This window comes from Marinimicrobium sp. UBA4209 (assembly GCF_002381585.1).
Taxonomy (GTDB): domain Bacteria; phylum Pseudomonadota; class Gammaproteobacteria; order Pseudomonadales; family Cellvibrionaceae; genus Marinimicrobium; species Marinimicrobium koreense.
In genome coordinates this window covers 53,245-71,216 of record NZ_DFTP01000094.1, presented here as the reverse complement: position 1 = coordinate 71,216, position 17,972 = coordinate 53,245, and the positions used below count along the sequence as shown (strand labels likewise).

Sequence of the window (17,972 nt, the reverse complement as noted above, 5' to 3'; positions counted from 1 at the left end):
TCGCTTTCCTGTGGTCAGTTGAATAAAATTTAAATAAGGGCTTTGCCGTTGCGGACAAACGCCGGTTTGGTGACCGACACGGTCACCCACTTGCCGCGCAGTTCCACTTCGCACTGCTCGCCCACCTCGATGGGCACCCGGGCCAGGGCAATGCTGTGGCCCAGGGTCGGGGAGAAACTGCCGCTGGTGATGATGCCTTCGCGCTCACTTCTGGAAACGCGGACACGCTGACCGGCACGCAGTACACCGCGCGCGGTCATACTCAGGCCCACCAGCTTGTCCTGCACACCGGTCGCCTTCTGGTCGGTCAGCGCCTGACGGCCGACAAAGTCCCGCTGCTCCGGTACCCAGGCGATGGTCCAGCCCATATTGGCCACCAGCGGCGAGGTCTGCTCGTCCATCTCGTGACCGTACAGATTCATGCCCGCTTCCAGGCGCAGAGTGTCCCGCGCGCCCAGGCCGCAGGGCGCTACCCCGGCCTCAGCCAGGGCTTTCCATAAGGCTTCCGCCTGCTCGCCAGGCAACACGATTTCCAGTCCGTCTTCACCGGTATAGCCGGTTCGGCCGATAAACCAGTCGTCCGCCTCATAGGCCTGAAAGAGGCTCAGTTGCTCAATGCCTTCGGCGTACTGGGGCAACACTTGAGTCACCCGGGCAATCGCCTCGGGGCCCTGAACCGCAATCATCGCCAGGTGAGGGCGCTCATCGATTTCGACATCGTAATCCTGACCGACCTCGCGCATCCAGGCCAGATCTTTCTCCCGGGTGGCACAGTTCACCACCAGGCGGTAGTGACCCTCGCGCAGAAAGTGCCCCTCCCGATTGTAGACAATCAGGTCATCGACCACGCAACCCTCGTGATTGAGCATACCGCTGTACAGGGCCTTGCCGGGCTTGCCGTCGAGCTTGGCGACATCGTTGGCCAACAGGTACTGCAGGTAGGGTTTGGCGTGGGTGCCGCAGACGTCCACCACGGTCATGTGGGACACATCGAACATGCCGGCGGCCCGCCGCACCTGGTGGTGCTCTTCCATTTGCGAGCCGTAGTTCAGCGGCATGTCCCAGCCGCCAAAATCAACGATTTTCCCACCCATGGCGACATGGGTGTCATACAAAGGGGTGCGGTTGCCCATAGTGTGCTGGTCCAGAACGTGGGATCGGGCGGAAGCCGTAGCTCCCGTAAGACCGGTAAAAGGCCGCTATTTTAGCGGCCCGGGGGCGTTTTAACCAGTGGTGACTCGTTGGCCGGTCAGGGTTTCGGGCCGGAACCGGAGCTGAGGGTGGTGGCGGTGCGCGCTGGCAGCCGACTCTGGCGGATCATCAACATCACGGGCGCGATACTCAGGATTACCAGGGTCAGGGCCGGCAGGGCGGCCCGGCGCCACTGGCCCTCGCCGGTGAGCTCGTAAATGCGCACCGCCAGGGTGTCCCAACCGAAGGGGCGCAACAGTAGGGTGGCGGGCATCTCTTTCATGGTGTCCACCAGAACCAGCAGCGCCGCGGTCAGTAATCCGGGCGTCAGCAGAGGCAGGTACACCCGCAGCAACACCCGCCACTGATTGGCGCCCAGACTGTGGGCGGCCTCCTGGTAACTGGGGCGAATGCGCTCCAGGCTCGACTGCACCGGGCCAAACGCTACCGAGAAAAAGCGGATGGCGTAGGCGAGAATCAGTGCCAGCAGGGTGCCCACCAACAACTGTTGGGTCTCCAGGCCCAGCAATGCCTGGACGCGGTTGATGATTTCCCGGTCAATAAACGCAAAACCGATCATGATACCCACCGCGAGCACCGAGCCGGGCAGGGCGTAGCCCAGACTGGCCAGGCGCACCGCGCCACTGACTTGATGCTTGCCCAGCAGGCGCTGGCCGTAGGCCACCAGCAACGCGAGCAGAGTGGTGGCCAGCGCTGCGACACCGCCGAGAATGAAGGTGTGGCGAATCAGGCTCCAGTAGCGGTTGTCCAGGGCGGCGGCGCCTTCGGCCCAGGTCCACAGGGCCAGTTGGCCAATGGGGATGGCAAAGGCCACCACAAACACCGTAATGCAGTAGCCACTGGCCAGCCAGGCCTGGGCGCCCTTGAGAGGGTAGCGCTGGGTTTCCCGGCGCGGAGTCTGGTGGAAGCGGCTGCGGCCCCGGCCTTTCTGTTCGGCGAATAACGCCAGGGCGACAAACAGCAGAAGTAACGAGGCGAGCTGGGCGGCGGCGGTCAGGTTGAAAAAGCCAAACCAGGACTTGTAGATGGCGGTGGTGAAAGTGTCGTAGTTGAACACCGCCACCGCACCGAAATCCGCCAGAGTTTCCATCAGCGCCAGGGAAATGCCCACCGCAATGGCTGGCCGGGCCATGGGCAGGGCGACCCGCCAGAAGGCGCCCCAGGGGCCTTCGCCAAGCAGCCGGGCAGCGTCGGTCAGGCCGCGGCCCTGAGCGATAAAGGCACTGCGGGCGAGCATGTAGACATAGGGGTAGAGAACGCAGGTCATGATGAACACGACCCCGAGCGGGCCCCGCACCGGCAGGAAGGCGACGTCCGGGCCGAGCCAGGCACGCCAGAGGCTCTGAATCGGTCCGGCGTAATCGGTGATCGCCAGAAACACAAAGGCGACCACATAGGTGGGGACCGCCAGAGGCAGCATCAGCGCCCAATCCAGCCAGCGTCGGCCGGGAAAGTCACAGACCGCCACCAGCCAGGCGAGACTGACGCCCAGCAGGAGCGTCCAGAGCCCGACCCCCACCACCAGAATCAGGGTGTTTTCCAGTAGCCGCCCGAGCTGGGTCTGAATCAGGTGCTGCCAGATATCCGTCTGTGCATCCCCCCAGCTCAGGACGATCACACTCACCGGCATTAGCACCAGTACCGCCATGAACCAGACGGGCAGGTGCCATAGGCGGGCCTGCCAGTAATGGCGGCGGCGTTCGCGCTGAATCACGCTGTGAGTCATGGCTGGATTGGTCAATCGAGGACCCTGAAGCACGGGTTTAAAAACAACAACGGGAGCCGGCCCGGTCAGGCCGACTCCCGATACGACGGTACCTGCGGGTACCGATTACCGATAGCCGGCGCGATCCATCAACTTGATGGCATCGCTTTGCAGGCGACCGGCGGATTCTACATTGACCGAGTCCGCTTTGAAATCGCCCCAGGCGGCGACGAAGTCAGAGGGCTCGACGCTACCGTTGGCGGGGTACTCCTGATTGGCCTCGGCAAATTGCTCCTGGGCTTCCGGGCTGGACAGCCACTCGAGCAGGGCCTGAGCCGCTTCGGGTTGTTTGGCGTGCTTGGTCAGGCCGGCGCCGGAGACGTTGACGTGCACCCCGCGACCGTCCTGGTTGGGCCAGAAGATGGCCAGTTTCACCTCCGGATTCTCTTTCTGAAGGCGGCCGAAGTAATAGGTGTTGACCAGGGTGACATCACACTGACCCGCCAGCACCGCTTCCATGGCCGAGGTGTCGTTGGAGTGCGGAGCGGTGGCCAGGTTGTCCACCCAGCCGGAAACGATCTCTTCCGTCGTCTCTTCTCCCAGGGTGTTGATCATGGTGGCGACCAGAGACTGATTGTATACCTTCTTGGCGGTTCGCAGGCACAGGCGGCCCTGCCATTGATCATCGGCCAGCGCCTCGTAGGTGCTCAGCTCGCTGGGGTCAACCCGCTCGGTGGAGTAGACGATGGTGCGGGCACGCACCGACAGGCCGAACCAGTCGTTGTTGTCCGCCTGCAGATGGTCGGGAATATTGCGTTCCAGCACTTCGGATTCAACCGGCTGGAACAGGCCTTCCTGGGAAGCCTGCCAGAGGTTGCCCGCATCCACGGTCAGCAGCAGGTCCGCCGGGGTATTGCTGCCTTCGGCCTTCAGCCGCTGGATCAGGGCACCGGCGCTGTCGGTAATGAAGCGGACCTTCACACCGGTTTCCTCGGTATAGCGCTCGAAAATCGGCTGGATCAGGTGTTCGGCGCGGGCCGAATACACCGTGACGGTGGGTTTGGCCTCGGTCTGCTCGGCCTGGCCTTGTTCGCCGGAGTCGCTGCAGGCGGCCAGTAACAGGCCGGTGGTTCCAGCCAGCAGGCCGCCAATCAAAGTGCGGGTCAGTTGTTTCATAAAGAAGCCACCTAATGTGCAGAGAATGCTGATATACAAACAGGAAGTGTAACGCTGCCTAAGATGATAAGTATTCTTATTTACAGAAGCAAACGCTTTCTTAACGTTTTTAACCCGCGAAGTGGTCCTTGAGACGTCTACACTTGGGCTGCTTCCGCTTTGGGCTTACACTGAGCCCTTTTCCATCACTATTTCCGCCAAAGTGCGACAGGGGAGTGCCGGGTGAAACTGTTAAGACGTCTGCTCAAGGTTCTGGTAGCGCTGGTGCTGTTGATTGTGATCGCAGCAGTCGCATTGGTGTTTGTGTTCGACCCCAACATGTTCAAACCACGCCTCGAGAGCCTGGCCCAGGAGCAGGGGGTTGCGCTGGAGATCAACGGCAATCTGGGCTGGCAGTTATGGCCCGCCCTGGGGGTGGAGGTCAACGATATCCGGGTCGCCGCGGTGAGCGCGCCGGATGACGCCATTGCGGAGCTCAACCAGGCCAGCCTGCGCCTGGCCATTCGCCCGCTGTTGCAGGGCGAAGTGTCGGTGCACCACATTCTCATTGATGGTGCGGCGCTGGACCTGATAGTGGACGAGCAGGGGCAGGGCAACTGGGAAGCGCTGCTGCCGGAGGAGAGTACTCCGGAGCAGCCCGCGCCGGAACCCGCAACCGCCAGTGAAGCCGAGTCCGGCAAGGCGCTGCAACTGGCTGTGGAGCAGATCACCCTGAGCAATGCCTCACTGCACTATCGCGACCTCGGGACCGGGCAGGACCTCACCCTCTCGCCGCTGAACGTGGGCATTACCGGCTTCAACCTGCAGGGCCAGCCGTTCAATCTCGCCCTGGGCTGGGAAGCGTCCATTGAAGATCCGGCCACGCTCGGCAATGAACCACTGGCGGTGGCGGGAGAACTGGATGGGCGGATCACTCTGGCGCAGGACTTTTCTCATTTGGAGCTGAGCAACGGCCGTTTGCGGGTCGAGTTGGCTCGGGCCGGCGCCTCCGACGATATTCGCCTGACCATCAACGCCCGCGTGGATGAGCTGCTGACCAGTCCGCGTTATCAGAGCGACCTGACCCTGGAGCCGTTCAGCCCGAAGGCGCTGATGGCGGTACTGTCCTTACCAGCGCCAGAACTGGCGGACCCGGAGGCTCTGTCCCGGGTTGCGGTGAGCGCCCGGGTCGAAGGCACTACCGAGCAGGTATCGGTCGATCCGCTGCGCCTGGAATTGGATGAAACCACCATTGAAGGGCGGGCGGCGATCACCGATCTGTCGCAAATGGCTCTGAACGTCGCACTGACGGGCGACCGGATCAATATCGACCATTACCTGCCGCCTCCGTCCGAGGAAGCGGTGGAGGAAGAAACCGGGAGCACCGGAGACGAGCCCCTGATCCCACTTGAGCTGATCCGCTCACTGGATGTCGCCTTTGGTCTGGATTTCGGCGCCCTGACGGTCAAGGACCTGGAAATGCAGGACCTGAGCGTGCGCCTGCTGGCTCGCGACGGCGTGGTCAATCTGGAACGGGCCACGCTCAACGCCTACCAGGGCCGGCTCGATGCCAATGCCCGCCTGGACGGTACCGGTGAAACAGCAGTGGTGGATCTGGTGGCGGACCTGAGCGGGCTGGAACTCGGCCCTCTTCTGACCGCCCTGGAGTTTGATGAAAAGCTGCAACTGACCGGCGCATTGAACGCCGATGTGGCCGCGGATACCCGGGGCCTGACCCTGAATGAACTCACCTCGGCGTTGGATGCGCAGGCCGCCTTCTCCGGCGCTCAAGTGCGGCTCGCGCCGCTGAACGTCGAGCAGAAGTTCTGCGAAATCGTCAACCGGGTGACGCAGGCGCAAGCCGATCCGCAGAAAGCCTGGGCGGATTACACCGAAATGAAAGCCCTGTCCGGCAAAGTTACCATCCAGGATCAGGTGATTCGTCTGGAATACCTGCAGGCCGGAGTGGAGCGCCTGACCCTTGGGGCCCAGGGTAAACTGGACATGAAACAGGCGCTGTACGACTTTACCCTGCCCATGCGCCTGGGCAGTGAGAGCACCAGTGAAGGGGGCTGTCAGGTCACCAGCAATTACTGGCTGGACCGGAGCCTGTCGCTGCTGCGCTGCCGGGGTTCACTGGATGACCTCAACCCACTTGGCGACTGTGGGCTCGACAGCGACGGAGTGCAGTCCCTGATCAAGGACTTCGCCGCCTACAAACTAAAAGAGCAGCACGGCGAGCGCATTGAAGCGGAAAAGGCCCGCGCCCAGCAAAAAGTGGACGAGGAGAAAGCCCGCGCCCGGGAGAAGCTCGATGAGGAAAAACGCGAGCTTGAAGACCGGGTACGCGAGCGTCTGCTGGGTGGCGACGATGAAGAGGCGACCGATGAGTCCGGCGAGTCCGAACCGAGTGCGGAAGAGCGGCTGAAAGATCTGTTCCGCCGCTGATGGTCGCGACGGTGTGTGTGGTACCCGACTGAAGTGAAACGAGCCGTAAATGAGTGATACCCCCTTTGCCCGTGCCGTGCTGCGTTGGTTTGATCGTCACGGGCGCAAGCATCTGCCGTGGCAGCAGAACATCAATGCCTACCGGGTCTGGTTGTCGGAGATCATGCTCCAGCAGACCCAGGTGACCACGGTCATTCCCTATTTCGAACGATTCATGGAGCGCTTTCCCACGGTCGAGGCACTGGCTGAAGCCCCCGTAGATGAAGTGCTGCACCTGTGGACCGGACTGGGCTATTACGCCCGGGCACGCAACCTGCACCGCTGCGCCCAGCAGGTGGTGAGCGAGCATGGCGGTGCCTTCCCCCGCAGTGTCGAGGCGCTGAGCGATCTGCCGGGTATTGGCCGGTCCACCGCCGGCGCCATTGCCAGCATTGCCTATGGTGAACACGCGGCGATTCTCGATGGCAACGTCAAACGGGTGCTGGCCCGTCACTATGCGGTACCGGGTTGGCCGGGCCAGACCGCGGTGCAGAATGCCCTCTGGGAGTACGCCGAGGTCAATACGCCAAAACGTCGGGTGGGGGATTACACCCAGGCCATGATGGATCTGGGGGCGACCCTGTGCACCCGCACCCGCCCGCAGTGCGACCAGTGCCCGGTGAATGACAGCTGCATCGCCCGGGCCCAGGGTAATCCCACCGATTATCCGGGCAAGAAACCGAAAAAAGACAAACCGGTCAAAGCCGTGCAGTTCCTGATGTTGCGCAACCCCGCGGGGGATATACTGTTGCAGCAGCGCCCACCCCAGGGCATCTGGGGTGGCCTCTGGGGGTTCCCGGAGCTGGCGCGGGAGAAAGACGCACAGGTTCATGTGCAGGACCACTATGGCGAAGTCGTCGATCGGGAAATCTGGGACAGCTATCGGCACACCTTCAGCCATTATCACCTGGATATCACCCCGGTGCTGTTGCAGCTGGCGCGGGAGCCGGACAGGGTGGGCGAGCGGGCTCAGACCTGGTATCGGCTCGATCGGCCCGAAGCACTGGGGTTGGCCGCGCCGGTCAAAAAGCTGTTACAGCAATTGGCGGAGCTGGACCCGCGCGCCCTGACCGCGGCGGAATAAATACCACAGGAGATTCAGATGAAAACGATAATAATGACCGCTTTGAGCACCCTGTTTGGGCTGACATCGCTGGCGGCATCGGCAACGGAATTTGAGCCCTTTCAGACCTACACCCGGCCGGCCCTGCCGTTGAACGGGGAGTGGAAAATTATCGTCGACCCCTATGAAAACGGCTATTACAACTATCGCTACGAGCCGTTTGACCAGATGGACAATCCGCCGCGCAGTGCCTATTTTCGTGATGCCAAACCGCGCCACTCCGGCGAACTGATCGAATATGACTTTGACGCCTCCGAGAGCCTGACTGTGCCGGGGGACTGGAATACCCAGAAAGAAAAACTGTATTACTACGAAGGCTCCATCTGGTATCGCAAACTGTTCAATGCGCCCACGACCGAAGGCAAGCAGCGCACGTTCCTGCATTTTTCCGCAGCGAATTATCGCGCCGATGTGTACCTCAATGGCGAAAAGCTCGGGCACCACGTCGGCGGTTTTACCCCGTTCTATTTTGAAACCACCGGCAAGCTGAAGCCCCAGAACAACTCTCTGGTGGTGAAGGTGGATAACAGACGCGAGCGTGACGGTGTGCCCACTCTTAACACCGACTGGTGGAACTATGGCGGCATCACCCGAAGTGTGCGCCTGCTGGTGACTCCCGAAGTGTTCGTGCGGGATTACAAAATTCAGCTCAATGACCACAAAACCGGGGAGCTGTCCGGCTACGCGGTGGTCGATGGTGCCGGCGCCGGTCGGGAAGTGCGCCTGACTCTGCCGCAACTCAACATCGATGTCCGGGCCACCACCAACGCCGAGGGTATTGCGACCTTCAGCGCTCAAGCTGTGGGTGCCCAGCTGTGGTCGCCGGACAGCCCGCGCATGTATCAGGTCATTGTGCGCACGGGCAACGACCGGCTGGATGACGAAGTGGGGCTGCGCACCATTGAAGCCGAGGGCAAACAGTTGCTGTTGAACGGCAAACCGGTTTTCCTGCGGGGTATTTCCCTGCATGAAGAATACGCCGTGGACGGCGGTGGTCGCGTCACCTCCGTGGAAGAAGCCCGCAAGCAGCTGCAGTGGGCGCGCGACCTGAATGCCAACTTTGTGCGCCTGGCACATTACCCGCACAACGAACACATTGTCCGTCTGGCAGACCAACTGGGCGTCATGCTCTGGTCGGAAATTCCGGTGTACTGGACCATCAACTGGGACAGCGAAGAGACCTACCAGAATGCCCAGGCGCAACTGGAAGAAATGATCGGACGGGACAAAAACCGCGCCTCGATCATCATCTGGTCACTGGCCAATGAAACGCCGGTGAGTGAGGCGCGCAATCGGTTCCTGACCCGTCTGGCCGACCGGGCCCGTTCCCTGGACAGTAGCCGCTTGATCAGCGCCGCCATGGAAAAGCACTACGACCCCGAGAATCCCGAGCGTGCCATCGTGGAGGATCCCCTGGCGGAGTTGATGGACATTGTCAGCTTCAATCAATACATCGGCTGGTACGATGGATTACACGAAAAAGCCGAGCGGGTCACTTGGCACATACCCTACGACAAGCCGGTGTTTATCAGCGAGTTCGGAGCCGGTGCCAAGCAGGGCCTGCAGGGCGACTCCAACACCCTCTGGACCGAGGCCTATCAGGCCGAGTTGTACCGCAAAACCCTGGCTATGCTCGACAAGATCGATGGTTTTGTCGGTACCTCACCCTGGATTCTGGCGGATTTCCGCTCGCCGCGTCGTACGCTGCCGGGAGTTCAGGACGACTTCAACCGCAAGGGCCTGCTGTCCGAAACCGGCGTACCCAAGGAGGCCTTTGGCGTGCTCCGCGAATACTATCGTCAGCGCGCTCTGGAGCGGGTCACTGTGGAAAAGGCCGAACAGAGTGAGTAGTATCCCGGCCACATTGAAGGCTTAGGAGGCACGCCGTATGTCCCGCACCGTATTCTGTCGCAAGTACCAACGTGAGCTGGAGGGCCTGGAGCGTCCTCCACTGCCCGGCCCCAAAGGGCAGGACATCTATGACAACATCTCCCGCCAGGCCTGGCAGGAGTGGCTGGCGCATCAGACCATGCTGATCAATGAAAAGCATCTGAATCTGATGGACATGGGTTCGCGCACTTACCTGAGCGAGCAGATGGACAAGTTTCTCTCCGGGGACGATTACGACAAGGCCGAAGGCTACGTCCCACCCAGTGACACCGACGGCGCATCCTGACGGACGCCCCCGATGGCCAGCGCCATTCGCACCCTGTTGATCATCAACCCCGGCAGCCGTCGGGGTTCCGAGGCGACGCTCGATGAAGGGGTCGAGCGCCTGCGCAGCGCCGGATTTGAGGTGGAGCTCTACCTCTCAAAGGGGCCGGAACAAAGCCGCCGGGCGGTGCGCGAGCGCCGCGAGCAACTGGATCTGGTCATCATGGCCGGGGGCGACGGCACCATCAGCTCCATGGCCCAGACCCTGTATGAATGCCAACTGCCGCTGGCGATCCTACCGCTCGGTACCGCCAACGACCTAGCCCGCACCCTGGGGGTGCCTCAGGAGCTGAACGCCGCCTTTGACGTCATTGCCGCCAACCCGCGTCGCCGAATCGATCTGGGCGTGGTCAACGACCAGTATTTTTTCAATGTGGCGAACCTTGGCCTGGGGGTGCAGGTCACAGAAGAGCTGACCGATGAGGTCAAGAAACAGTGGGGCGTGTTCAGTTACCTCAGAGCGTTCTTCGCCGCGCTGCTGCGCCGTCGTCAGTTCCGCGTCCGACTGACCGTCGATGGCCAGCGCCAGAAACTGCGCTCCATCCAACTGGCGGTGGGCAACGGCCGTTACTACGGTGGCGGTAACGTGGTCCGGGATTGCGCCAGCATTGACGATGGCCTGCTGTCGCTGTACAGCGTACGTCCCCTGGGCGTCTGGGAGCTTCTGACGCTGGCGCCGCTGCTGCGCGAAGGCCAGTATGACCTGGACCACCGGGTCGTGACCGCGCGGGGTCAGCGGATCGAGATAGAGACCCGTCCGACCGGTATGTCGATACACGCGGACGGCGAGCCGGTAACCGCCACGCCGGCACAGTTCCACTGTATCCCCGGTGCGCTGGAAGTGGTGGCACCGGAGAACAATGCTTTTGAAACCGACAGGCCAATGCTATGAATCTGCTCAGAACCGATCTGCAAACCGCCCTGCAAAACCTGCACGTTGGGGTACAGGAAAGCGCGGACAACCTGCGCGACCTGGCGGAGTTCATTGACGATGATGACGTGGCGGCCCTGTTTTCAAGCCTGGCCGATGCCCGCGACAGTCTGTCCGACGGCCTGGCCGACGCCATCCGCGACGCCGGCGACCTGCCGGCGGCCCCGAACAGCGAAAAAGAAGCCGGTGAACACCTGATCCACCGCATCAGGGCCCTGTTCTCCGCGGACCAGACCGTCAGCCTGATTCGCCAGTGCCTGGAGGCGGAAGAACACCTGCATCAGGTACTGACCGTCTGCGACGCCCTGAACCCCGAGGCGCCTTATCCCCACTGGCGGGAAAAAGTGAGTGCCCACTTGGACGAAAGCCGTGCTCAACTGGAGCAGTGCCTGAAAAAACATGGCGGTTAGGCATCAGTCCTCAGGAATTTGCCAACCCCTCTTGACTCATTGAGCCTGAAACGGTTTAATACGCGCCTCTTGTCGCCGAGCCCCCGGGGCTGGCAGACCAAGACAAGAAAAGCCCGGATAGCTCAGTCGGTAGAGCAGTGGATTGAAAATCCTCGTGTCGGTGGTTCGATTCCGCCTCCGGGCACCATACAAAAACCCTCGCCTGCAAAGGCGGGGGTTTTTTTATGGTGCCAGGTGGCTGGATGAGAGCCACCGCCTGGTTCGACAAAATTGTCTGGAACAATTTTGGACGCCCGAAGGGCGGGCCGCAGGCCGAGCCCCATGGATGGGGCGAGCATTCCGCCTCCGGGCACCATACTTTGAAAAAACCCCGTTAGCCCCCATGGCTGCGGGGTTTTTTTTATGCCCAGCCATCCAAAAAGTCTTGACGCCGGCTGTAGAACAGATACTATGGGTCCTGCTAGAAAGCTTGTTTTATATTTATGCACAACCATTTCGATTCCTGCCTGTAGCAAGTCGTCCTGTCCGTCATAAGTAATAGCACCATTTCCAGCACAACCGACCCTCGGGTCATCTACACATTTTGATTGATTAAGGTAAGACTATGTCTACAGTTACTGGTACCGTTAAGTGGTTCAACGAAGCAAAAGGTTTTGGTTTTATTGAGCAGGAGTCCGGTCCGGACGTTTTCGCTCACTTCAGCGCCATTCAGGGCACTGGCTTCAAAACCCTGGCCGAAGGCCAGAAAGTAAGCTTCACCGTGACTCAGGGCCAGAAAGGTCCTCAGGCGGAAAACATCCAGCCTATGTAAGCGATTGTCGCTTCGTTAGGTCGCTTGCCCCTCGAGGCAAGCAACGAGAAACGGCGCTCCTCGGGGCGCCGTTTTTTTATGCCCGGTGTTCATGGCTTTGCCGCCGGATTTGCTACACTGCGCCCATTACCGATGCCCGCGTCGGGCGTAAGATCAGGACACCACCATGCTGGAAACCATTGGTATCAACCCCGCCGAACTGGCCGCCTCGGAAACGCTGCTGAAGCTGCTGATCAGCACAGCGTTGCTGATCACCGTGGTGGTGGTAGTGCGGGCGCTGTCCGCCCGCTACATCCGCCGCAACGTCGCCTCCATGGAGTTGCGCCGCCGCTGGCTGGTGCACTCGCGTAACGGCCTGCTGCTGTTCATGCTGCTGGGGTTGATCATCATCTGGGGGGAAGAGCTGCGCACCCTGGCACTGTCGGTGGTGGCCATCGCCGTGGCGTTTGTGGTGGCCACCAAGGAGCTGATTCTGTGTGTGACCGGCTCCATTCTCAAAGCCGGGGCTGGGTCCTTCAACATCGGGGACCGCATTCAGGTGAAGGACTTTCGCGGCGATGTGATCGACCAGAGTCTGCTCGCGACCACCATTCTGGAAGTGGGCCCGGGCAAGTTGACCCACCAGCGCACCGGGCGGATGATCGTGATTCCCAACGCCCTGTTTGTGGCCGAGCCGGTGATCAACGAAAGCTACACCCACGACTATGTGCTGCACGTGTTCACCATCCCCTTCAAGCGCACCGCCAACTGGCAGGCCGCGCAACAGGCGCTGTTGGCCTCGGCCAATGATCACTGTGCGTCCTATCTGGCCGAGGCCAAGCGCTATCTCAAAAGACTGAACGAATATCGCGGCCTGGACGCCCCCTCGGTGGAGCCACGCATTACCCTGCAGATGCCGAGCGCCGAAGAAGTTCACCTGGTGGTGCGCATCCCCGTGCTGACCGACCGGCGTAGCGCGATCGAGCAATCGATTCTGTCGGAGGTGTTCACGCATGCCGAGCTTCTTTCCCAAAAAACAGAGGACTGTCCCGCCAAATGATCCATCATCGGAGGCCGCAGTGCGTTGATCAAAGGTATTCAAGTAGATGCAGGGAGAACTTGGCCGCCTCCCGGGCAGCGATTGGGCCCAAGCGCAAGTAATCGTTGTTGGGCTCTTCCTTGGCCAGGTTGCTGCCGGAGCGGATGATCAGATAGGGCACCCCGAAGGTCTCGCACACATGCCCCAGGGGGGCGGATTCCATCTCCATAATGTCGGCCTTGAACTTCTCCCGCAGTAGTGTGAGCCGACGTTCGGTCACCCCGAACAGATCCGATGAGGTCACCACCCCAAAGCGGACAGTGTTTTTGTAGGTGTCGTTGTTGGCACTGACAGTTTGCGCGGGATAGGTTTCCATCGCCTTCTCTGCCAGTTTCAGAAGATTCCCACTTGGGGTAAATTCATTCTCCACTTCTTTGCCGTCGTCCGGGCTGTTCATGGGGCGGTAGGTCATGCCACTGGATGTCAAGCTACCGTAGTCGTGCTCATAGGTATGGGTGGCCACCACCACATCACCGGTTCTCAAATCCGGGTTCACACGGGCGCCGGTACCGGTCATCAACACCAGACGGGGGCGGAACTCCCGGAGAAAAAGAGTGGTGGTCATGCCAGTGTAGGTTTTACCGATACCGGTGATGGCCACCACTACCGGTTTGCCGTGCAGCGTTCCCTGCCAGTAGGGGATTCCCCACAGGCTTTTCTTTTCCGGGTCCTTCAGGGCATCGGTCAGTACCGGAATTTCCTGAGGGACGGCGCCGAGAATGACGATGGTCTCCGTGGGCTCGTACACCAGATCGGTGTTCGCATGACTGAGAGTTGAAAGCAGCAAAAGGCATAAGACCCCGAAGGTCGCCCGTAAAAGGGATGAGGAAAGTATCATCATAGTGGCTTCTCGTAGTGTGTTGGTAAAAAGCGGGGAGCACTGGATCGTCACGTCGATATGGACCATCAGAGCTCAACTCCGGTGCGTCTTGTGCATGACAGCAATTTCTGTACCCAACCTTAATTTACCTGACTGGATCGTCAAAAAATGGGAATTGATAGCGTCAATGGCCTGGGGAATGAGCAAAAAAGGCGCTCCTTGTGATGTTGCTGCCCACAAACTGTGCGATTTCTGTCGGGCCTGGCGAGCGTTCCGGCGCATTTGCCGAGACGTTTCGCGGCCTTCCGCAATATGTTGTCCAATTGGACAGTATTTTGCATAAGCCATCCTGATCTTTTTCATCCAACAGGAGAGGTAGCTTGTGCAAACATTGATTCTGCGTTCGGGGCTGTTGATGGCCGCGTTATTTATGTCTTTTGCCGCCCAGGCGGCGATTCCGGTAAAAGTGGTAGTGGTCGCCATGTTCGAAAATGGTGAGCTGACGGGAGACGAGCCTGGGGAGTACCAGTTCTGGATTGAACGGCTGAAGCTCGAGAAAGTGGACTTTCCCCTTGGAGCTCACGATCTGCATGTCAACGACGACGGTGTGCTCGCGATCTGCACCGGCGGTGGTGTGACCAACGCCACCGCGTCCATCATGGCGCTGGGTCTGGATGATCGTTTCGATCTGTCCAATGCCTATTGGGTGATTGCGGGTATTGGCGGTGGCGATCCGCTGGATGTATCGCTGGGCACGGGGGTATGGGCCAAACACGTAGTGGATGGCGATCTTCTCTACGAGATTGACGGTCGGGAAATTCCCGACAGTTGGGATTATGGCCTGATTCCACTGGGTGCCAAAGAGCCGAATCAGGAGTCCACCGGTTGGACGGTGGATACCATCTCCTACGATCTGAATTCGTCCCTGGTAGATTGGGCCTATGAATTGACCAAGGACCATCCGGTGGCGGACACGCCTGGGCTGAAAAGCTTTCGCGAACATTATGAAGGCTACCCCAATGCGCAACGACCTCCTTTCGTTACCATAGGCGATACGTTGGGGGCCAGCACCTATTGGCACGGTGAGTTGCTCAACAAGTGGGCCAATGATTGGGTCAAGCTGCATGCGGGTGATGATGCCAATATGGTCACCACCAATATGGAAGACAACGGCACCCTGACCGCGCTGCACCGACTGGCAAAAACCGGCCGCGTGGATACTGATCGGGTGTTGGTACTTCGCACTGTCAGTAACTTCAGTCTGCAGCCGCCGGATAAAACAGCGGCCTGGAGCACCACCGCGCCTTATCCGGATGACAGTCTGCCGGCTTATGAAGCGGCTTTCGGCCTGGGCAATCGCGTCGTGCAGACGCTGTTGAAGGGATGGGGCACCTACGAGGACAAAATTCCGGGAGCGCTTTAGCGCATTCTGACCGGGGTCGCGCGTGCGGCCCCTTCAATCGGTCTTTATCGACGTCAGTCAGGCCGCTTTGTCGCGAAGACGTTGGGCTGCCTGCGTATGCTCGGCAATAATCCGGTCGATATCATTGTCAATCAGCTCGCCAGCCTTCACTTTCCAGCGCCCTCCCACCATGACGAAGTCCGCTCGATGAGCCCCGCACAACAGCAGTGCCGCAACTGGGTCCCCGTGCCCGGAGAAGCGTGGTTTCTCCAGACGAAACAGTGCCAGGTCGGCCTGTTGTCCTTTTGCCAGCGTCCCCAGTTCCGGTCTCTGCAACAGGGCCGCGCCACCGCTGGTCGCCATGGTTAACGCATCCCGGTGACTGCATCCCGCTGCGCCGTAAGTCAGCTTCTGCATCAGCATGGCCTGGCGCGCCTCCTGAATCATGTTGGAGCCGTCGTTCGAAGCCGAGCCGTCTACCCCCAAGCCCAAGCGCACCCCAACGTGGCGCATCTCCTGCGCCCGGCATTGGCCCGAGCCCAGCAGCATGTTAGAGCTGGGGCAGTGGCATACGCCCACCCCGCTGCCCGCCAGACGTTGAATTTCGCCATCGTTGAAGTGAATACCATGGGCGAGCCAGACGCGCTCGTTCAGCCAGCCCACGCTGTCCAGATAGTCCACCGGTCGCTGGTTGAAGCGATTCAGGCAGAACTGGTTCTCGTCTTCGGTTTCCCCAAGGTGCGTATGCAGCAGCACATCTTTCTCGACTGCCAGTTGGGCGCTCTCACGCATCAGATCCGGAGTCACTGAAAACGGCGAGCAAGGCGCCAGAGCAATTCTGCAAAAGGACTCGGGGCGCCGGTCGTGATAGCGGTCAACCAGTCGCCGGCTTTCACTCAGAATGCTTGCCTCGGTTTCCACCAAGAAGTCCGGTGGCAGCCCCCCTGCTGATTCGCCAAGGCTCATGGAACCGCGTGTCAGCGTGACCCGCATGCCGATGCTGTGTGCGGCCGATACCTGAGTATCAATGGCGCGGGGCAATAGCGTGCTGAATACGTAATGATGATCAGCAGCGGTGGTGCAGCCGGACATCAATAGCTCGGCCAATGCCAGTCGGGTTGATGCATAAATGGCATCATCGTCAAGGTTCGTCCACACCGGGTAGAGCGTCTGTAGCCAGTCGAACAGACCTTTGTTCAATGCGGGGGGAAAGGCCCGGGTCAGGGTTTGGTAAAAATGATGGTGGCAGTTGATCAGGCCGGGAAGCAGCACATGGTTTGAGGCATCGAATGTCTGATCATAGGCGGTGGCGGGCTCTCGGCCTTTCGCCACCAGCTCGACGATGTGGTTGTCTCGCACCACCAACCCGTTGTCGGCGTTCTCCCCTGTGCCGGTCCAGCATGCCAGCGGGTGGCGCAGCCATAGAACGCTCATGACTCGGCTTCATCCAACGCGGTTTGCGCCGCCGGCCGCGCGGGGGGCTCAAGGCCGCAGCCGCGCAAGATCAACTGACTCAGAAAATCGGAAATATCGCGGATCATATCCGGTTCGTACTCCGCCCGGTTCATGATGGTGAGTACCTGAGTGTCGAAGTCGGCGTAATGCTGAGTGGAGGACCAGATCAGGAAGATCAACTGCATGGAGTCCACCTTCGCCATGCGCCCCTGCTCGATCCAGGTATCGATGACCGCCGCCTTGCGTCGGACCCATTGACGCATTTCGGTGCGAATGTAGTCTTTTAAATGCGGTGCGCCCTGAACGATTTCCATGGCGAACAGCTTGGATGCGCGAGGGTGCGTGTAGGACAGCTCGACCTTCTTCCGGATGAACTCATCCAGTACCACCGCCGGATCATCCTTTTCGGTAATTTCGTCGAAAAAGTTGTTCCACAGATGGATCAGGTTATCCAACACCGCAATGTACAGGTTGGACTTGCTCTTGAAATAATAATGGACATTGGCCTTCGGAATCTGGGCTCGATCGGCGATGGCCTGGATGCTGGTACCCCGGTAGCCGTGTTGAACAAACTCTTCCTCCGCCGCCTTGATAATATTGGTCAGGTTGCGGTCCCGAATTTTCCCCGCCCTGTACTTGCCGGTCGGGGTTTCGTTGGGGTCGAAGTCCATCGCGTTTTCCAGTGCTTTATTGACCATTGTTATCATGTTCTCCGTTGTAGGGCTCTGATTCCCTGTTGCCTTTATCCGTCGGTGCCTTTTACGTACCATTCCAGCTCAAGCAGATCCTCGTCGCTCAGCTCTTCACCCTCTTTCACCATCAGCTCACCGGCCTGATTGTAGATCGGGCCTTCAAAGACGGCATGCTCGCCATTGATGATCTGCATTTTAACGCTATTGACCTTTTCAACAACCCACTCGGGCACCGCGTCGTTAAACGGCGCCACATCCACGACGCCTTCCTTCAGGCCATGCCAGAGGGCGGTCGGTTCCCAGGTGCCGTCAATTACGGCCTGAATCTTGGAGCGATAAATGCTTTCCCAGTGCATCACCGCCGCGGTCAGGTGGGATTTGGGACCATAGCTGCTCATGTCCGAATTGAAGCCTACGGAGTAGACGCCGCGTGCCTCGGCCGCCTGAATCACCGCCGGCGAGTCGGTATGCATGGTC

General features: G+C 60.1%; 16 protein-coding genes and 1 tRNA gene. 10 read left to right on the top strand and 7 right to left on the bottom strand.

Annotated features, from left to right (window positions below; genetic code table 11):
• Positions 1-29: 29 nt before the first annotated feature.
• The 3 genes from gcvT to B3187_RS13820 form a co-directional block, all read right to left on the bottom strand.
• Positions 30-1,133 carry a glycine cleavage system aminomethyltransferase GcvT gene (gene gcvT / locus B3187_RS13830; RefSeq protein ID WP_286807064.1) on the bottom strand — a complete coding sequence of 368 codons (1,104 nt, stop codon included), beginning with the start codon at positions 1,131-1,133 and terminating at the stop codon, positions 30-32.
• A gap of 116 nt (positions 1,134-1,249) precedes the next feature.
• On the bottom strand, positions 1,250-2,938 hold the full coding sequence (locus B3187_RS13825; RefSeq protein ID WP_286807063.1) for an ABC transporter permease: 1,689 nt from the start codon (positions 2,936-2,938) through the stop codon (positions 1,250-1,252).
• A gap of 105 nt (positions 2,939-3,043) precedes the next feature.
• Positions 3,044-4,093: a Fe(3+) ABC transporter substrate-binding protein gene (locus B3187_RS13820; RefSeq protein ID WP_286807062.1), complete on the bottom strand. Its 1,050-nt coding sequence runs from the start codon at positions 4,091-4,093 to the stop codon at positions 3,044-3,046.
• 222 nt (positions 4,094-4,315) lie between these two features.
• On the opposite strand from B3187_RS13820, the gene B3187_RS13815 reads away from it, so the two are divergent.
• The 9 genes from B3187_RS13815 (at position 4,316) to B3187_RS13775 (ending at position 13,087) form a co-directional block, all read left to right on the top strand.
• Positions 4,316-6,520 (top strand): AsmA family protein, encoded by a 2,205-nt coding sequence (locus B3187_RS13815; RefSeq protein ID WP_286807061.1) that lies wholly within the window; start codon positions 4,316-4,318, stop codon positions 6,518-6,520.
• A gap of 49 nt (positions 6,521-6,569) precedes the next feature.
• On the top strand, positions 6,570-7,643 hold the full coding sequence (gene mutY, locus B3187_RS13810) for an A/G-specific adenine glycosylase (protein WP_286807060.1): 1,074 nt from the start codon (positions 6,570-6,572) through the stop codon (positions 7,641-7,643).
• A gap of 18 nt (positions 7,644-7,661) precedes the next feature.
• Positions 7,662-9,533 (top strand): glycoside hydrolase family 2 protein, encoded by a 1,872-nt coding sequence (locus tag B3187_RS13805; RefSeq protein WP_286807059.1) that lies wholly within the window; start codon positions 7,662-7,664, stop codon positions 9,531-9,533.
• A 37-nt stretch (positions 9,534-9,570) separates the two neighbouring features.
• The gene (locus B3187_RS13800; protein WP_024462030.1) at positions 9,571-9,858 is read left to right on the top strand and encodes an oxidative damage protection protein; all 288 of its coding nucleotides are present in this window, start codon (positions 9,571-9,573) and stop codon (positions 9,856-9,858) included.
• 12 nt (positions 9,859-9,870) lie between these two features.
• Positions 9,871-10,788, top strand: a complete 918-nt coding sequence (locus B3187_RS13795; protein WP_286807057.1) for a lipid kinase — start codon at positions 9,871-9,873, stop codon at positions 10,786-10,788.
• On the top strand, positions 10,785-11,237 hold the full coding sequence (locus B3187_RS13790) for a hypothetical protein (RefSeq protein ID WP_286807056.1): 453 nt from the start codon (positions 10,785-10,787) through the stop codon (positions 11,235-11,237). Before B3187_RS13795 ends, B3187_RS13790 begins: the two co-directional genes overlap by 4 nt.
• 111 nt (positions 11,238-11,348) lie before the next feature.
• Positions 11,349-11,424, top strand: a tRNA-Phe gene (locus B3187_RS13785).
• Positions 11,425-11,841: 417 nt separating this feature from the next.
• Positions 11,842-12,048 (top strand): cold-shock protein, encoded by a 207-nt coding sequence (locus B3187_RS13780; protein WP_024462033.1) that lies wholly within the window; start codon positions 11,842-11,844, stop codon positions 12,046-12,048.
• Between the two features lie 166 nt (positions 12,049-12,214).
• Positions 12,215-13,087: a mechanosensitive ion channel domain-containing protein gene (locus tag B3187_RS13775; RefSeq protein WP_286807054.1), complete on the top strand. Its 873-nt coding sequence runs from the start codon at positions 12,215-12,217 to the stop codon at positions 13,085-13,087.
• Positions 13,088-13,115: 28 nt separating this feature from the next.
• On the opposite strand, the gene mtnN is transcribed toward B3187_RS13775, so the two are convergent.
• The gene (mtnN, locus tag B3187_RS13770) at positions 13,116-13,913 is read right to left on the bottom strand and encodes a 5'-methylthioadenosine/S-adenosylhomocysteine nucleosidase (RefSeq protein WP_286807053.1); all 798 of its coding nucleotides are present in this window, start codon (positions 13,911-13,913) and stop codon (positions 13,116-13,118) included.
• 415 nt (positions 13,914-14,328) lie between these two features.
• Between mtnN and B3187_RS13765 the strand changes: the two genes are divergently transcribed.
• Positions 14,329-15,369 (top strand): purine-nucleoside phosphorylase, encoded by a 1,041-nt coding sequence (locus tag B3187_RS13765; protein WP_286807051.1) that lies wholly within the window; start codon positions 14,329-14,331, stop codon positions 15,367-15,369.
• A 57-nt stretch (positions 15,370-15,426) separates the two neighbouring features.
• Here the strand turns inward: B3187_RS13765 and B3187_RS13760 are convergent, their stop codons facing one another.
• The 3 genes from B3187_RS13760 to B3187_RS13750 all read right to left on the bottom strand — a co-directional run.
• Positions 15,427-16,782, bottom strand: coding sequence for an 8-oxoguanine deaminase (locus tag B3187_RS13760; RefSeq protein ID WP_286807050.1), 1,356 nt, complete (start codon positions 16,780-16,782; stop codon positions 15,427-15,429).
• Positions 16,779-17,501, bottom strand: coding sequence for a TetR/AcrR family transcriptional regulator (locus tag B3187_RS13755; protein WP_265366732.1), 723 nt, complete (start codon positions 17,499-17,501; stop codon positions 16,779-16,781). The genes B3187_RS13760 and B3187_RS13755 overlap by 4 nt, the downstream gene beginning before the upstream one ends.
• 44 nt (positions 17,502-17,545) lie before the next feature.
• Positions 17,546-17,972 (bottom strand): BMP family ABC transporter substrate-binding protein (locus B3187_RS13750; RefSeq protein WP_286807049.1); only part of this gene is annotated, 427 nt, incomplete at its 5' end.